Consider the following 14900-nt stretch of genomic DNA (forward strand, 5'->3'; position numbering starts at 1 on the left):
TGTAACGAAGATCGTGATTTAACCCCCCATCGCGGGGATATCTCAACCCCGGCCGTGGCGCACGCCGACGCGTGCGCGCCATATCCGCAGCCCGGGAGCGAACGGATCGGCACGCACCGGACCGGGCCGGGGCCCCTTCAGCAACGAGATCAGATGGGTGAGGATCAGATGGGTCGCGATTTCGCCGCCCGCGCGCAGCAGTCCACGTTCCAGAGCGGACGCCGGGCGCTTGTGCTCGGCAGCCTGTTCACACTCGCCGGATGCAGCGCGCTGAAGCCGCCGAAATCCACCCAGGTCAGCGCCAAGATCACCGCCGACCTGTCGATCAATCCGGCGCCCGACGGCACCGCGACGCCGGTGATCATCCGCCTCTATACGCTGAAGACCGACAATGCCTTCCAGCAGGCGGACTTCTCGTCCCTGTTCAATGCCGATGCCGCGACCCTCGGCCAGGACATGCTGGGCAAGCGCGAATTCCTCATGGCTCCCGGCAAGGTGGAGGGGTACAAGGACGACGTGCCGCTGGACACCGCGTTTCTCGGTGTGGTGGTGGGCTTCCGCAATATCGACTTCGCCGATTGGCGGGCGATCGCGCCCATCCAGGAAAATGCGCTGAATGCGGCGACGGTGAACATCACCGCCTTGGCGGTCGCGATCCCGCTCGTGAAGGTTTATTATCACAACTGGTTCTAGGATTTTGCCGCGCGGGCGCACGAATGCGATCCGGGCGCGGCGGGGAAATCGCTGCCGTTCGCCGGCTCTGGTGCTAAGGTGCCGTGACATCGGGCGCGAACAGGGACGCCGGGGCAATGGCCCGGGCGATGGCGCGGAACCACTCAGGACCCGGCGGGAACAGGGCGTGTCACGGGTCAGCACAAGGGTCGGGACATGGCCGGATATTCCTCCGCAGTCGAGGCCATCGAGCTTTTCCTGACCGGCGAGATCGGTGTTCAGCACCTGGGCGAGCGGCTGGTGAACTGCGGCGTCGCGCCGGAGGAGATCGCCGCCGTCCTCACGCATTTCGTCTCTGCCGGCCGCGTGCCCGAGCGCCTCGCGGCGCTGCTGCTCGATCGCGTGCGTGCCGGCGCGCTGCCGGAGCGCCGCCGTTCGCTCCCCGCCGATCCGCGCCGCGCCGATCCCCGCCGCGCCTTGCCGTCGGCGCCGGCCGGCCTTCCCATGCGCCGGCCCGAGCCGCTGCTACCCCCCGATCCGGCGGACTTCGAGCCGGCGCCGCCTGCCGAAACCGCATCGCCCCGTCGCACCCCGCTGCCGCAGCCCCATGAGGAACGCACGCTCCGCCCCGTGGTCGATCCGCGCCGGTCCGTGCGTGCGCTCCCGCTGTCGGAGGCGCGGCCGGGGCTGGACGCGCGCCCGCTGCTGGATCGTCGCGGCCTCGCGCCCGACGCGGTGCGGGCCTTCGAGCCGCCGGAACTCGCGCCGGCCCCGCCGGCTGCGCCGGAGCGTTTCGCCCGCGACCGGACCGGTTTCGCGCCCGCGCCGCTCCAGCCGCCGGAGACGGGTGTCGCCCGACGGCCGCTGCTGCCGCCGAACGCCGCGGGTGAGCTGGCCGGGCCACTCGGTGCGCGCCCCGTCGCTGGCGGACCGCGTGCGCCCGTGCCGCGCGAGGAAGTGTCGCGGCCGGACCTGCCGCGACAGCACGTGCCGCCGGTTCCCGCGCCGCTCCCGCTGCCCACCTTGCCCACACGGCCCCGTGGCCGCACGCCGCTGGCCGCGGCGCCGGACGCCGCCTCCGCGCCTCCGCGCGCCCAGATCGATGACAGCATCACCTCGGCCTTGCTGTCCGGCCTGCGCGGTCTGCGCCACAAGGGCACGGAGGCGCACGGCCCCGGGCTCAACGAACGCCATCTCGACGGCTGGCTGTCCGGCTTCCGCAGCATGCGGGTGCGCCGGCAGGCGGATCTGGTTCACGAGGGCGAGCGGCTGGAGCCCAAGCGCCTGCCGACCGCCGCGCCAAAGCTCGCCATCGGCTTCATGCTGAAGGATCGCTTCGTGCTCGACGACGAACTCGGCCACGGCGGCATGGGCGAGGTGTTCCGCGCGGTGGATCGCCGCCGCCTGGAGGCGGGCGATCCCGATCCCTATGTGGCGCTCAAGGTGCTGTCCGCCCAGTTCCGCCTGCATCCCGACGCGCTGGCAGCGCTGGAGGCGGAGGCCCGCAAGGTGCAATTGCTCTCCCACCCCAACATCTGCCCGATCTTCGATTTCGACCGCGACGGGCCGCATGCTTTCTTCGTGATGGAGCTGCTCCAGGGCGAGACGCTCGACCTTTCGCTGCGCCGTGCGCCGGGCGAGCCGCTGGAGAGCGATCTCGCCGGACCCGTGGTCTCCGGCGTGCTGGCGGCAATGTCCCATGCCCACGCGCTCGGCATCGTGCATGGCGACCTCAAGCCGGGCAATGTGTTCATCACCCGCGAGGGCATGGCCAAGGTCCTGGATTTCGGCGTCGCCGTGGCGCTGCGGGGCGGCGGGTTCAATCCCGAGGGCCTGGCCGCCTATACGCCCGCCTTCTCCAGCCCGGAGATGATCGCCGGCGCGCCGCGCGATCCGCGCGACGACGTGTTCTCGCTCGGCTGTCTCATCTATCTGGTCTATTCGGGCGAACATCCCTACGGGCGCCGCCCGGCGGGGGAGGCGGCACAGCTGGGGCTGGTGCCTGAGCCCATTGCCGGCATGCCGGAGGCGGCATGGCGGGCCCTGGCGCGTGCACTTGCCTTCGCGCGGGAAGACCGCCCGGCCGATGCCCGGGCCCTTGCGGCGGCGCTATTGCCCAGCCTCATCGGCCGGCGCGGGGAAGACTGAGGCTTCCCGCTCCAGCGCCATCGCCAGCTGGCGCACGCCGCGCGAGAAGTCGATCTGCGGATAGAGCAGCGAAACCAGCCCGGAAGAACCGGTGCGCACCAGTTCGTCGCTCATCAGGATCATGGCGCCGACTTCCGCGCCATAGGTTTCCGAAATCCGCTCGGACAGGACCGCCGTGTCGAAATCGGGATGCACCTTGTTCACCGCCATGACGATGCGCGGCACCTCCAGCCGGCGGGCGAGCTGCATGGTCACCGCCGTGCCCTGGTAGTCCTGATGGTCCGGCCGCAGCAGGATCAGCGCGATGTCGGAAATGGCGATCGAGAGCAGGGTCTCGTTATTGAGGCCGGGATGGGTATCGAGGATCAGATAATCGAGCGCGAGCGAACGGCAGAGCGCGATCAGCCCCTCGTTCAACAGCTCCACCTCATAGCCCTCCTTCACCACGCGGGCGATATCCACCGCCTTGAGGCTTGCGGGCAGCAGGCTGAGATGGCCGAGGCCGGGCAGCTCCGCCGGCGGAACGGCGCGCGCCACCATGTGGGTCACGTCCACCGCGACCTTGTCGATTGTGCAGCGGCCCCAGAGGAAATCGTTGAGGGTGTTGACCTCGTCCACATCCACCTCGAACAGCACATGGATGCCGGGGGACTGGATGTCCGCGTCCACCAGCGCCACGCGGCGGCCGGCGCGCACCAGTTCGGCGGCGAGATTGCCGGCCACATTGGTTTTTCCAGTGCCGCCCCGATAGGAATGCAGCGCGAGGATCTGGGTCATGGAAGGCACGGTTCTCTCAAAGGGGGCGATCGCGCAGCCGCTTGGCCATGGCCTGGACGGCGCGGAACTGGTCGGTATCGACGATTTCGGCCACCGCGCGGTCGCGCTGGGAGATGTCGATGCGCAGCCGGTGCACCTCGGCGGAGAGCGCCTCGTTGCTGGCGGCGAGGTTGCGGTTGTCCTTTTCCAGAAGCGCCTGCGCCTCCTTCAGCGCGGCGAGCGTCTCTTCCAGATGCAGTTCGCGCGCTTCCACGCGCACGATCATCATGCCGAACGCCTCGGCGAGGCGCCGCACGGTGTCAGGCAGCGCGCCATCGCCGGTCATGGCGAGCAGCACGTCCACGTCCTCGTAGCGTCCGCCGGATATGGCTTCGCACAGCGTGCGCAGCTGATCGAGCGCCTGGGTTTCGCTGTCCTGCTCCGCCATGCTGGCTCCGCCGCTGCCATTTCCTCCCGGCCGGAAAGCAGCCGCGAGGGAGGGAAAGCTAAGATGTAGCATCGGAAAATGACAGAACCGTTTTCGCGATCTTGCCCTTAGAGGAGGGACCCGCGCGGGGCTCGCGTTTTCGCAACGCAGCAATTTTCAGCCGGCTCAAAACGTAACATGTGCTATATTGTCGCATGTTTCGGGTGAATTTTTACCGCCATCGCCGCCGGCGTGAACGCGCGTCGTGGGCGTAAGCGTGCGGCCATACGGGAAAACCCCGGGGTCCCGCCAAAGGGATAAGTTTGCTGCCGTGCCACAGCTTGCGCCCAGCCGGGGCTTCGCCGTCCGGTGCGCTCGCTGGCGGTCGCAAACCGACATATTGTTCTAGTCATTCGTGAATAGGTTCGCGCCGCGCGGGGGGCATCACTCCTCGGCGAGCGACCTGCGCGGGCGCGCGGGCCGGATCAGCGGCGTGGGGACGACAATGGCGGCTGTGGATCTCAAATCATTGATTCTGCGCTTGGACGATGTGTGCCGCGCGACCTTGGAAAGCGCCGCAGGCTTCGCCCTCATGCGTACGCATTACAATGTCGAGGTCGAGCACTGGATCGCCAAGCTGGCCGGCGAGAACGACGCCGATTTCATCGCCGTTCTCAATCATTACGGGGTCGAGCAGGGCCGCCTCGCCGCCGACCTCAACCGCGCCCTCGACAAGATGAAGACCGGCAATTCCCGCCCGCCGGGCCTCGCGCCCGACGTGGTGGACCTCGCTAAGCAGGCCTGGCTGCTCGCCTCGCTCGATCAGGGCCAGTCGCGGGTGCGCTCGGGGCACATCCTGTGGGCGATGGTGGCCGACGATGCGCTCGCCCGCCGCACCTATGAGATTTCCGACCAGTTCCGCCGCATCCCCGCCGATGCGCTGAAGCGCGATCTCTCCGGCCTCACCATGACCACGGGCGAAGCGAATTCCGTCGCCCGCACCGCTCAGGCGAGCGACGGCGGCGGCAATGACATGGCCCTGCCGCGCGGCAAGGGCGCGCTCGATCAGTTCACCATCGACCTCACCGCCCAGGCGCGCTCCGGCAAGATCGACCCGATCCTCGGCCGCGACGAGGAAATCCGCCAGATCATCGACATCCTGTCGCGTCGCCGGCAGAACAATCCCATCCTCACGGGCGAGGCCGGCGTCGGCAAGACGGCGGTGGTGGAGGGCTTCGCCCTGCGCATCGCCGCCGGCGACGTGCCGCCGGCGCTCAAGGACGTGACCCTGCGCACGCTCGATCTCGGCCTGCTCCAGGCCGGAGCCGGCATGAAGGGCGAGTTCGAGAACCGCCTGCGCTCGGTGATCGACGAGACCAAGGCGAGCCCCACGCCCATCATCCTGTTCATCGACGAGGCGCACACCCTGGTGGGTGCCGGCGGCGCGGCGGGGCAGGGAGATGCGGCCAATTTGCTGAAGCCGGCGCTGGCGCGCGGCGAGCTGCGCACCATCGCCGCCACCACCTGGGCCGAATATAAGAAATATTTCGAGAAGGATGCCGCGCTGACCCGCCGCTTCCAGGTGGTGAAGGTGGAGGAGCCGAGCGAGCCCACCGCCATGGCCATGATCCGCGGCCTCGTCGCGACCCTGGAAATGTACCACAAGGTGCGCATCCTGGATGAGGCGGTGGGCGATGCGGTGCGCCTCTCCGCCCGCTACATTCCGGCCCGCCAGCTGCCCGACAAGGCGGTGTCCCTGCTCGATACCGCCTGCTCGCGCGTGGCGGTGAGCCAGAGCACCATTCCCGCCCCGATCGAGGATCGCCAGCGCAAGATCTCGCTGATCGACACCGAGCTCGGCATCCTGGAGCGCGAGACCCGCTCCGGCGGCGAGCATTCCGTCCGCGCCGGCGAACTCCAGGCCGAGCGCGCCACCGCCACCACCGAGCTTGCCGCGCTGGAACAGCGCTGGGGCGAGGAAAAGGCGCTGGTGGAGGAATTCGAGGCGCTGCGGGCGAAGCTCGAAGATCCCGCCGTACTCGACGACAAAGACGCGCTGCGCGCCGCGCTCCAGGACGCGGTGGCGCGCCTCAAGGCGGTCCAGGGCGAGCAGCCGCTGGTGTTCCCGGTGGTGGACGGGCAGGCGGTGGCCGAGATCGTCCAGAGCTGGACCGGCATCCCCGCCGGCCGCATGCAGTCCAACGAGATCCGCACCGTGCTCGCCCTCAAGGAGGCGATGGAAAAGCGCATCATCGGCCAGTCGCATGCCCTCGAGGCGGTGGCGCAGGCGATCCGCACCTCGCGCGCCAAGCTCACCGACCCGCGCAAGCCGGTCGGCGTGTTCCTGATGGTCGGCCTCTCGGGCGTCGGAAAGACCGAGACGGCGCTGACGCTCGCGGACCTGCTCTATGGCGGCGAGCAGAACCTCACCACCATCAATATGAGCGAGTTCAAGGAAGAGCATAAGGTGAGCCTGCTCATGGGCTCGCCTCCCGGCTACGTGGGCTATGGCGAAGGCGGCATTCTCACCGAGGCGGTGCGTCGCAAGCCCTATTCGGTGGTGCTGCTGGACGAGATGGAAAAGGCCCATCCCGGCGTGCAGGACGTGTTCTACCAGGTGTTCGACAAGGGCAATATGAAGGACGGCGAAGGCCGCGACATCGACTTCAAGAACACCATCATCATCATGACCTCCAACGCCTGCTCGGATTTGCTGGCGAAGCTGTGCGCCGACCCGGAGACCATGCCCGAGCCGGCGGTGCTCGCCGAGGCGCTGCGGCCGGAGCTGATGAAATTCTTCAAGCCGGCCTTCCTCGGCCGCGTGACGCTGGTGCCCTATCTGCCGCTTACCGACGCCACCATCCGCACCATCGTCGGCTTGCAGCTCGGCCGCATCGCGAAGCGCGTGCGCGAGGCCTACAAGGCCGAGTTCACCTATGCCCCGGAACTGGTGGAAACCATCGCCGCCCGCTGCACCGAAAGCTCTTCGGGCGCGCGCAATGTGGAAAACATCCTCTCGCGCACGCTGCTGCCGGAAATGTCCGCGCGGGTGCTGGAAAAGCTCACCGAGGGCCTGCCCATCACCCGCATTCATGTCGGCCTCGGCGATGACGGACAGTTCACCTATGACGTCGCCTGAGCGCGGCCATCGCCTCAACCGGCCGGCGTCGGCATCGGCCCTGCGGAGGCACGCCTGATGCCCCCCGCCGCTCGCATGGGTGATCAGGTGCTGCAAACCGCGCCGCATTGCCATGCGCCGATCCATCCGCCGGCGCTGGTGCCGACGCCCGTGCCGCATCCCGCGACGCCGCTCGCGATCATGAAGGGCTGTCCCACGGTGCTGATCGGCAACATGCCCGCCGCGCGCCTCACCGACACCACCATGCCCTGCATGCTCATCGGCTGCGTGCCGGGCGGGCCCGGCATGATCATGAAGGGGTCCGCCACGGTGCTGATCGGCAGCCTGCCGGCGGCGCGGGTGGGCGATTCCTCGCTGCATTCCAGCTGCGTCGCGCCGATTCCGAGCCCGAGCGGCACGGTCCTGCCGCCGGGCTGTCCCACCGTGATCATCGGCGGCTGATCCCCATGCGCCATGCTCATTTCGAGGCGCTCCAGCCGGTCTGCCCCGCCTGTCTGCGACGCGGCATCGAATCCCCGCTCCAGCTCGCGCCGGGCGCGCTGGAGGATGCTGCCGGAGTGAGTTCCGGCCTGCTGCGCTGCGCCGTGGTGGATTGCGGCATCGCCTATCCCATCATCGACGGCGCGCCGATCCTGGTCCCCGATCTCGCCGGTTGGCTTGCGGCCAACGGCCACCTGCTGCTCCAGCGCCACGAACTGCCGGACCCGGTGGAAGCGGTGGTGGCGGCGGCGCTTGGGCCGGATGCGGCGTTCAACGTCATCCGGACCCAGCAGGCGAGCTACGCCCACGACCATTATGGCGACCTGGAGGAGCAAACCGGCGCGCCCGCCCCGCTTGGATCCGCGCCGGGGATCTGCGAGCCGCCCGCGCCCACGCCTCCGCTGCCCGGCGCGGTGCGGCGCACGCTGGCCGCCGCGTTGGCGCAGCTGCCGGCGACCACGGGTCCGGTGCTCGACATCGGCTGCGCCGTGGGCCGGACCTCGTTCGATCTCGCCGCCGCGTCCCCCGGCCTCGTTCTCGGCATCGACCTGAACTGGCCGCTGCTGGCCATCGGGCGGGGCATCCTGGATCGGGCCGTGCTGTCCTATCCGCATCGCCGCCTTGGCATGCGGTTCGAACGGCGCCGCCATGCGGTCTCCTTCGCCGGGGGGGATCGGGTGGATTTCTGGATCGCCGATGCGCTCGCCCTGCCGTTCCGCGGGCAGACCTTCGATCTCGCCACGGCGCTGAACGTGCTCGATTGCGTGAGCGCTCCACCCCGCCTGATCGCGGAGATGGCGCGGGTGCTCAAGCCCGGCGGCGGCGCGGCGATCGCGACCCCGTTCGACTGGAGCAGCCAGGTCACGGCGCCGGAGGCGTGGGTGGACGGGCCGGCGGCACTGGAGACGCTGCTGGTGCAGGTCGCCGCCCAGGCCCGGCAGGCGGGGCTGGGCGCCTTGGTTCAGACCGGTCCTGCGCGCGACCTAGACTGGCATGTACGTCTGCATGATCGTGCTGCGATGCATTACGCGGTTCATCTGCTTACGGCCTTGCTGGACTGACTTTGAATTTCAGGAGTACGCGTAAATCAGTTGTACGACTGTCAATATAGGGTGCTACAGCCAAGCCTCGATGATCTCCGCAGCCGCGCCGATCATGGGTGAAAATAGGGAGATCCCACCATGGCCATCTATGTGAATTACGACGGCATTCCGGGCGAAGCCACGCAGCAGGACCACACCAAGTGGATCGACGTGCTGTCGTTGTCCTGGGGCGTCGGCCGCGGCATCGCCACCGTTTCCGGCTCCACCAACAATCGTGAAGCCTCCGAGCCGTCCGTGAGCGAAGTGTCGATCGTGAAGATGTTCGACTCCTCCTCGCCCAAGCTATTCACGGAATCCTGCACCGGCAACACGGGCAAGACCGTCAAGATTGACCTCACCACCACCGGTAGCCCCGGCGTGACCTATTGCACCTACACGCTGACCAATGCGCTGATCTCGTCCTATTCGGTCTCCTCCGGCGGCGACCGCCCGACCGAGTCGATCTCGATCTCCTTCACGAAGCTCGAGTTCAAGTTCACCCCCTACGACGATAACAACAAGGCTGGTACCCCGGTCACCGTGTCGTACGACATGGCCACCACCAAAACCTCCTGATCCGGAGAGGGATCCGGGTCGGCGCGGTGCGCCGGCCCGGAGGCTGGCGCTTGCCAGGGACCGGGCGAACGCAACTCGGCCGGCCCATTAAGCCTGCGGCCGCGCCCGCGGTTTTTCGAAGGGGGACGTCATGGACATCAAAGAGTTCACAAGGCTCATCGAATCGACCGTGGCCGCGGCAGGTGGCGCCGATACGCTGGCGGCGTGCATGACGAAGCCGGCGGGCCCGCTGATCGCCCAGTATGGCCCCCTCACCGACAAGATCATGAAGGACAAGGCCGTCGCCAAGGCGCTCGAGCTTTACGACGAGCATATGGTGCGGGTGCCGAACCAGCAGTTCGCCAACGCGCTGGCGGAACTTGCATTGGTGGTCAACGGATTGCCCGCGCAGGCGACCACCGGTGCGACCACCGCCATGGGCGCGCTCGTGTACCAGACCCAGCGGTTCGACGCGAACCTGAGCGCCGTGCTGGCCGGTGTGAAGCCGCCGCCGGCGGGCATGATGGGCGTGCTGCTGGCGGTGATGGATACCTCGATCACCGCCGGACTTGCCTTCGTGCCGGTGGCCGGCCCGTTCCTGGTTCCGCTCTCGCAGGGTCTCGGCAGCGCCATCGGGTTCGGCATCAATGCCGGCATCCAGCGTGCTGTGGATGACCCCGCGCTCCTGTTCAATACCGGCAACGCCCAGCAGAAGGCGGACCAGAAGACCGCCATCTCCGGCAGCTCCGACGTCAATTCCGCCCAGAACCGCTCCGATGCCGCCGGCAACGCCGGCAAGGCGATCAGCAGCGGCGTCTCCAACGCGTTCGGCGCGTTCGACAAGGAAAGCACCATCGGCCAGCTGGCCGCCCAGAAGGGCATCGCCAGCCTGGTTGCGACGGGCATCGGCATGCTGGTGAAGCGCAATGAGGAATCGGTTCTCAAGAATCCCGATTCCACCAGCGGGCGTGCCTTCACCAATGTCATGATGGGGCAGGTCCAGTCGCAGAACCAGTCGGTCGCGGTGGAGATCAACAGCCTCAACAAGATCAATCTCAAGCTGCCGGACGTGCTGCGCCCCACCGCCGACCGCACCAAATTCTACCTGGACGAGAAGAAGTCGCTGGGCGATTTCCGCACCAAGACCCAGGAAATGTTTATCGCCTTCTACAAGCTGATCAGCCAGGTGATTTCGGCCGGCTTGCGGGAATCCTTCAAAAGCTCGACCGATCGGATTGATCGCCCGCTCACCAACGAGCAGAAGATCGCGCTGCTCATCCTCGGTTATTTCTATGCGAAGCGCTGGGACAAGGGTGCCCAGATGGTCACGCACACCACCGATCTCCAGCGGTTGACGGGTGAGAAGGGCGCGATCGAAACGAGCATACAAAGGAATACGGGTGATCTCGCCAATGCGCAGGGCATTGACCGCGGCCCGCTCGAGGATGCGATCAACCAGCTGAACCTCGATCTGCGCAATAAGGAAGGCCAGATCGCCTCGACCCAGCAGGCGCTGGCCCAGCTGACGTCGAAGAAAAACACGCTCACCGCTGTTCACACCTTCTGGCAGCAGGCGGGCAACCAGGACGATGCCTTGATGGCGACCAGTTTCGCCACCTACCAGAAGGCCAGCACCGCGCTCAGCAAGAAGAACTTCCTCGGTGCCACCTTCACGCGCGCCGACATCTCCATCGAGAAGCTCGACCAGGTGAAGGCGGCCTCGAAGGAATATTTCAGCGCCCTGAAGGATGCCCTCGTGTCGGACATTTCGACCGCCATGAACAAGGGCAACGAAGGGATCATGAACGACAAAGACATGGTCGAGATGTGGAAGGTCTATATCGGCGCCAACCTCATCATCAACCAGACGCTGCGGGATGCGAAGCTTAAGGAAACCAGCAAGCTCACGCGGTTCTCGCGCGCCATCACGCCCACCACCGACGCCACGTCCATCGACAGCCGCTACATCCAGATGCTGGAGGACGCCGGATTCATCGAGCGTTATGTCGGTACCTTCGGCGTGGTGACGAAGGCGAAGAAGGCGACGTTGGCCGCCACCGGTCGGCTGCGCTGGTCGGTGAGCCCGAGCAACACCGAGCGCGCGATGGTGATCGCATTCTGCACCGTGGTCGCCTTCTCCCTAGACGTCGGCAAGATTTCGTTGGGCTTCTGCAGTTGGAAAGAGACCAAGCTTGCCCTCAATGAGGTTTGCAAGACCATCTCCAACACGGCAGTCAAATGATTTGATCTCCAGCCTCACGAACGGGGCGGGAATTCGACTTTCTCTAACCAGTTAAAGCAGCAGGAGGGCAGACATGGCCATCTATGTGAATTACGACGGCATTCCGGGTGAAGCCACGCAGCAGGACCACACCAAGTGGATCGACGTGCTGTCGCTCTCCTGGGGCGTCGGCCGCGGCATCGCCACCGTTTCGGGCTCCACCAACAATCGTGAAGCCTCCGAGCCGTCCGTGAGCGAAGTGTCGATCGTGAAGATGTTCGACTCCTCCTCGCCCAAGCTGTTCACCGAAGCCTGCACCGGCAACACCGGCAAGACGGTGAAGATCGACCTCACTACCACCGGCAGCCCCGGCGTGACCTATTGCACCTACACGCTGACCAATGCGCTGATCTCGTCCTATTCGGTCTCCTCCGGCGGCGACCGCCCGACCGAGTCGATCTCGATCTCCTTCACGAAGCTCGAGTTCAAATTCACCCCCTACGACGACACCAACAAGGCCGGCACCCCGGTCACCGTGTCGTACGACCTGGCCACCACCAAGACCTCCTGATCCGGCGAGGTATCCGGGTCGGCGCGGTGCGCCGGCCCCCTCGTTGCCAGCCGGGATGCGGGGCGCGCGCCATCGCATTCCGGCTTTGCCCGTTCTGGCATCGGGTTACACTGTGCCGCGCTCAAACTGCGCCGCGGGACGCCGATCAGGCCTCGCGCGCCACGGGACCTGACCTATGAGTACCGAAGCGCCGGTGCAGACCGATCGCCTGCTGACCCTCACCACCCCGCTTGGCGGCGATGTGCTTATCGCCACGGCGTTTTCGGGGACGGAGGGGCTGTCGCAGCTGTTTCGCTTCACCCTCTCCATGGTGTCGACCAACACCGCCATCACCCCGGACAGCCTGCTGGGCAAGCCGATCACGGTGGCCATCGCACGGCCCGGCGCCGATCCGCGCTATATCAACGGCATCGTGATTTCCTTCCTGGCCGCCGACAAGACCGTGGACGGCATGCGCCGCTACGAGGCGGTGCTGGCGCCGAAATTCTGGCTGCTCACCCGCACGGCGGACTGCCGCATCTTCCAGAACCAGAGCGTCACGCAGATTGCCGATACCCTGTTCTCGGACGGCGGAATCACCGATTATCAGAAGCAGGGCCTCACCGGCTCGCACCCGGCGCGCGAGTATTGCGTCCAATATCGCGAAACCGACTTCGATTTCCTCACCCGCCTGTTCGCGGAAGAGGGGATCTATTATTATTTCCAGCACACCAACGGAAAGCACACGCTGATCCTCAGCGACAGCACCGCGGGATACACCGACTGCGCGGACAAGAGCGTGCAGCATGCCCAGCCGCAGAGCGGCGAGACGGTGGCGGTGCAACACTGGGAGTCCTCGTATCATTTCGAATCCGGCAAGACGACGCTGGACGATTATAATTTCGAGCAGCCGACCACGGATCTCACCTCCACCACCTCCACGGTGCTCACCAATTCGGCCTTCAAGTCCTGGGAAATCTACGATTATCCCGGCGACTATACGAAGAAGGACGATGGCACCTCGCTGTCGCGGGTGCGCATGGAGGCGGTGGAAGCGACCTATTCGGTGGTGCGCGGGGAGGCGACATACGCCTCATTCCAGGCGGGCTCCAAATTCACCATGGCCAAGCACGAAGTCGCCGCGGAGCAGGGCAAGCCCTATGTGCTCTCAACCGTCACCCACGAGGCGCGCGATCCCACCCATATCGGCAACCAGACCAAGGACGTGGTCTATTCCAACCGCTTCACCGCCCTGCCGGCGAGCGTGGCCTATCGCCCGCCGCCGGTGACGCGCCGCCCGCTGATCCCGGGTCCCCATACCGCCACCGTTGTCGGCCCCTCGGGCGAGGAGATCTATTGCGACAAGTACGGGCGCGTGCGGGTGCAGTTTCACTGGGACCGGCTCGGCACCAATGACGAGAAAAGCTCGTGCTGGATCCGCGTGTCGCAGGGCATGGCGGGCAACAGCTGGGGCGCCCTGTTCACGCCGCGCGTCGGCATGGAAGTCGTTGTGAGCTTCCTGGAAGGCGATCCCGACCGGCCGCTGATCACCGGCTGCGTCTACAACGCCACCAACATGCCGCCCTATACGCAGCCCGACAACAAGACCCAGAGCGGGCTGAAGACACGCTCCACCACCGGGGGCGATGCCACCACCTTCAACGAGCTGCGCTTCGACGACAAGAAGGGCGCCGAGCTGATCTACATGCACGCGCAGAAGGACCAGACGCGCGACGTGGAGAATGACGACACGCTGAACGTCAAGCACGACCAGATCATCACCATCACCAACAACCGCACCGAAACCGTGTCCGAGGGCAATGAAACGGTCACCGTCTCCAAGGGCAACCGGGCGGTGACGATCACGACCGGCAACGAGGACCTGACGGTCTCGAAGGGCAACCAGACCCTCACCGTCTCGCAGGGCAATTCCACCACCACGGTCAGCCAGGGCAATCACGCGCTGACGGTCTCGCAAGGCAATTCCACCACCGACATCAGCCAGGGCAACCAGACCGTGACGCTGGGATCGGGCAATGCGACGCTGAAATGCAACGGCGGCAGCATCACCTTGCAGGCGGCGCAGACCATCACCCTCAAGGTGGGGAGCAATTCCATCACCATCAGCCAGAGCGGCGTCGCCATCAGCGCGACACAGGTCACGATTTCCGGTACCGCCAAGGTTGCGGTCAGCGGGCCGATGGTGTCCGTGAACGGCAGCGGCACGGTGCAGGTTCAGGGCGGCCTGGTCACCATCAACTAGGGGAGGGGAACATGGAACTCGGTTTTCTCCCCAAGCTGCGCTATGCGCTGGCGGAGCATCTCACAGCCCAGCTCGAGCCGAGCGAGGAGGCGCTGGCGCTGCTGACGCCGGGTCTCACGGCCGCCGGCTTCATCCAGGCGCTCGCCGATGCCGAGCTTACCACCGAGGCACTGCGGTTCCTGGCGCTCGGCCTGCCGCGGCGCGAGGCGGTGTGGTGGGCCTGCGCGGCGCGCCAGCGCTTCCTGCCCGGTGAACTGCCGGAGAAGGAAACCACCGCGTGGAACGCGGCAGAGGCCTGGGTCTACCAGCCCACCGAAGCGAACCGGCGGGCGGCCTATCGCCCGGCGGAGGCGCTGAAGTTCGAGACCGCCGGGGCCTATGCCGCGCTCGGCACCTTCTGGTCGGGCGGCAGCCTCGCGCCGCCGGAATCGGTGCTCGTGGTGCCGCCGGGCGATGCCTTGACCGGCAGCGCGATCGGCGCCTCCCTGCTTCTGTGCTGCGTGCCCGGTCCGGCCAAAACCATCGGCGAACGCCATGTGGCGGCATTGATGATCGGCGCGGATATCGCCAATGGTGGCAGCGGACAGCCCGCCACCTGAAGGAGCGC

At 66.7% G+C, this 14900-nt stretch carries 12 protein-coding genes; 10 read left to right on the forward strand and 2 right to left on the reverse strand.

The window, feature by feature from the left end:
* Window positions 1-153: 153 nt before the first annotated feature.
* Both tssJ and V5F78_RS21360 read left to right on the forward strand, forming a co-directional pair.
* A complete protein-coding gene (gene tssJ / locus V5F78_RS21355; protein ID WP_509276370.1) occupies window positions 154-693 on the forward strand; it encodes a type VI secretion system lipoprotein TssJ in 540 nt (179 codons plus the stop codon).
* 195 nt (window positions 694-888) lie between these two features.
* Window positions 889-2820, forward strand: a complete 1932-nt coding sequence (locus tag V5F78_RS21360) for a protein kinase domain-containing protein (RefSeq protein WP_509276371.1) — start codon at window positions 889-891, stop codon at window positions 2818-2820.
* On the opposite strand, the gene V5F78_RS21365 is transcribed toward V5F78_RS21360, so the two are convergent.
* The gene (locus V5F78_RS21365; RefSeq protein WP_509276825.1) at window positions 2782-3597 is read right to left on the reverse strand and encodes a nucleotide-binding protein; all 816 of its coding nucleotides are present in this window, start codon (window positions 3595-3597) and stop codon (window positions 2782-2784) included. The two genes, V5F78_RS21360 and V5F78_RS21365, sit on opposite strands and share 39 nt — an antisense overlap.
* A 16-nt stretch (window positions 3598-3613) precedes the next feature.
* The gene (locus tag V5F78_RS21370) at window positions 3614-4024 is read right to left on the reverse strand and encodes a hypothetical protein (protein ID WP_509276373.1); all 411 of its coding nucleotides are present in this window, start codon (window positions 4022-4024) and stop codon (window positions 3614-3616) included.
* Between the two features lie 484 nt (window positions 4025-4508).
* Between V5F78_RS21370 and tssH the strand changes: the two genes are divergently transcribed.
* The 8 genes from tssH (at window position 4509) to V5F78_RS21410 (ending at window position 14892) form a co-directional block, all read left to right on the forward strand.
* Window positions 4509-7142, forward strand: coding sequence for a type VI secretion system ATPase TssH (gene tssH, locus V5F78_RS21375; RefSeq protein WP_509276374.1), 2634 nt, complete (start codon window positions 4509-4511; stop codon window positions 7140-7142).
* A gap of 57 nt (window positions 7143-7199) precedes the next feature.
* A complete protein-coding gene (locus V5F78_RS21380; RefSeq protein ID WP_509276375.1) occupies window positions 7200-7583 on the forward strand; it encodes a PAAR domain-containing protein in 384 nt (127 codons plus the stop codon).
* A gap of 5 nt (window positions 7584-7588) precedes the next feature.
* Window positions 7589-8683, forward strand: a complete 1095-nt coding sequence (locus V5F78_RS21385) for a methyltransferase domain-containing protein (RefSeq protein WP_509276376.1) — start codon at window positions 7589-7591, stop codon at window positions 8681-8683.
* A gap of 120 nt (window positions 8684-8803) precedes the next feature.
* On the forward strand, window positions 8804-9280 hold the full coding sequence (locus tag V5F78_RS21390) for a type VI secretion system tube protein Hcp (protein WP_509276377.1): 477 nt from the start codon (window positions 8804-8806) through the stop codon (window positions 9278-9280).
* Between the two features lie 130 nt (window positions 9281-9410).
* A complete protein-coding gene (locus tag V5F78_RS21395; RefSeq protein WP_509276378.1) occupies window positions 9411-11501 on the forward strand; it encodes a hypothetical protein in 2091 nt (696 codons plus the stop codon).
* A gap of 73 nt (window positions 11502-11574) precedes the next feature.
* On the forward strand, window positions 11575-12051 hold the full coding sequence (locus V5F78_RS21400) for a type VI secretion system tube protein Hcp (protein WP_509276380.1): 477 nt from the start codon (window positions 11575-11577) through the stop codon (window positions 12049-12051).
* A gap of 175 nt (window positions 12052-12226) precedes the next feature.
* Entirely contained in the window at window positions 12227-14293 is a 2067-nt protein-coding gene (locus tag V5F78_RS21405; protein WP_394071967.1) for a type VI secretion system Vgr family protein, read from the forward strand.
* 11 nt (window positions 14294-14304) lie between these two features.
* The gene (locus V5F78_RS21410; RefSeq protein WP_394071966.1) at window positions 14305-14892 is read left to right on the forward strand and encodes a DUF6931 family protein; all 588 of its coding nucleotides are present in this window, start codon (window positions 14305-14307) and stop codon (window positions 14890-14892) included.
* Window positions 14893-14900: the final 8 nt, after the last annotated feature.

This window comes from Roseixanthobacter glucoisosaccharinicivorans (assembly GCF_043195095.2).
In the GTDB taxonomy this organism is placed as follows: domain Bacteria; phylum Pseudomonadota; class Alphaproteobacteria; order Rhizobiales; family Xanthobacteraceae; genus NCEH01.

Coding starts and splice junctions, on each gene's coding strand:
- V5F78_RS21360 (WP_509276371.1), top strand. CDS start 889: ATGGCCGGATATTCCTCCGCAGTCGAGGCCATCGAGCTTTTCCTGACC.
- V5F78_RS21390 (WP_509276377.1), top strand. CDS start 8,804: ATGGCCATCTATGTGAATTACGACGGCATTCCGGGCGAAGCCACGCAG.
- V5F78_RS21370 (WP_509276373.1), bottom strand. CDS start 4,024: ATGGCGGAGCAGGACAGCGAAACCCAGGCGCTCGATCAGCTGCGCACG.
- V5F78_RS21395 (WP_509276378.1), top strand. CDS start 9,411: ATGGACATCAAAGAGTTCACAAGGCTCATCGAATCGACCGTGGCCGCG.
- V5F78_RS21400 (WP_509276380.1), top strand. CDS start 11,575: ATGGCCATCTATGTGAATTACGACGGCATTCCGGGTGAAGCCACGCAG.
- V5F78_RS21380 (WP_509276375.1), top strand. CDS start 7,200: ATGCCCCCCGCCGCTCGCATGGGTGATCAGGTGCTGCAAACCGCGCCG.
- tssJ (WP_509276370.1), top strand. CDS start 154: ATGGGTGAGGATCAGATGGGTCGCGATTTCGCCGCCCGCGCGCAGCAG.
- V5F78_RS21405 (WP_394071967.1), top strand. CDS start 12,227: ATGAGTACCGAAGCGCCGGTGCAGACCGATCGCCTGCTGACCCTCACC.
- tssH (WP_509276374.1), top strand. CDS start 4,509: ATGGCGGCTGTGGATCTCAAATCATTGATTCTGCGCTTGGACGATGTG.
- V5F78_RS21410 (WP_394071966.1), top strand. CDS start 14,305: ATGGAACTCGGTTTTCTCCCCAAGCTGCGCTATGCGCTGGCGGAGCAT.
- V5F78_RS21365 (WP_509276825.1), bottom strand. CDS start 3,597: ATGACCCAGATCCTCGCGCTGCATTCCTATCGGGGCGGCACTGGAAAA.
- V5F78_RS21385 (WP_509276376.1), top strand. CDS start 7,589: ATGCGCCATGCTCATTTCGAGGCGCTCCAGCCGGTCTGCCCCGCCTGT.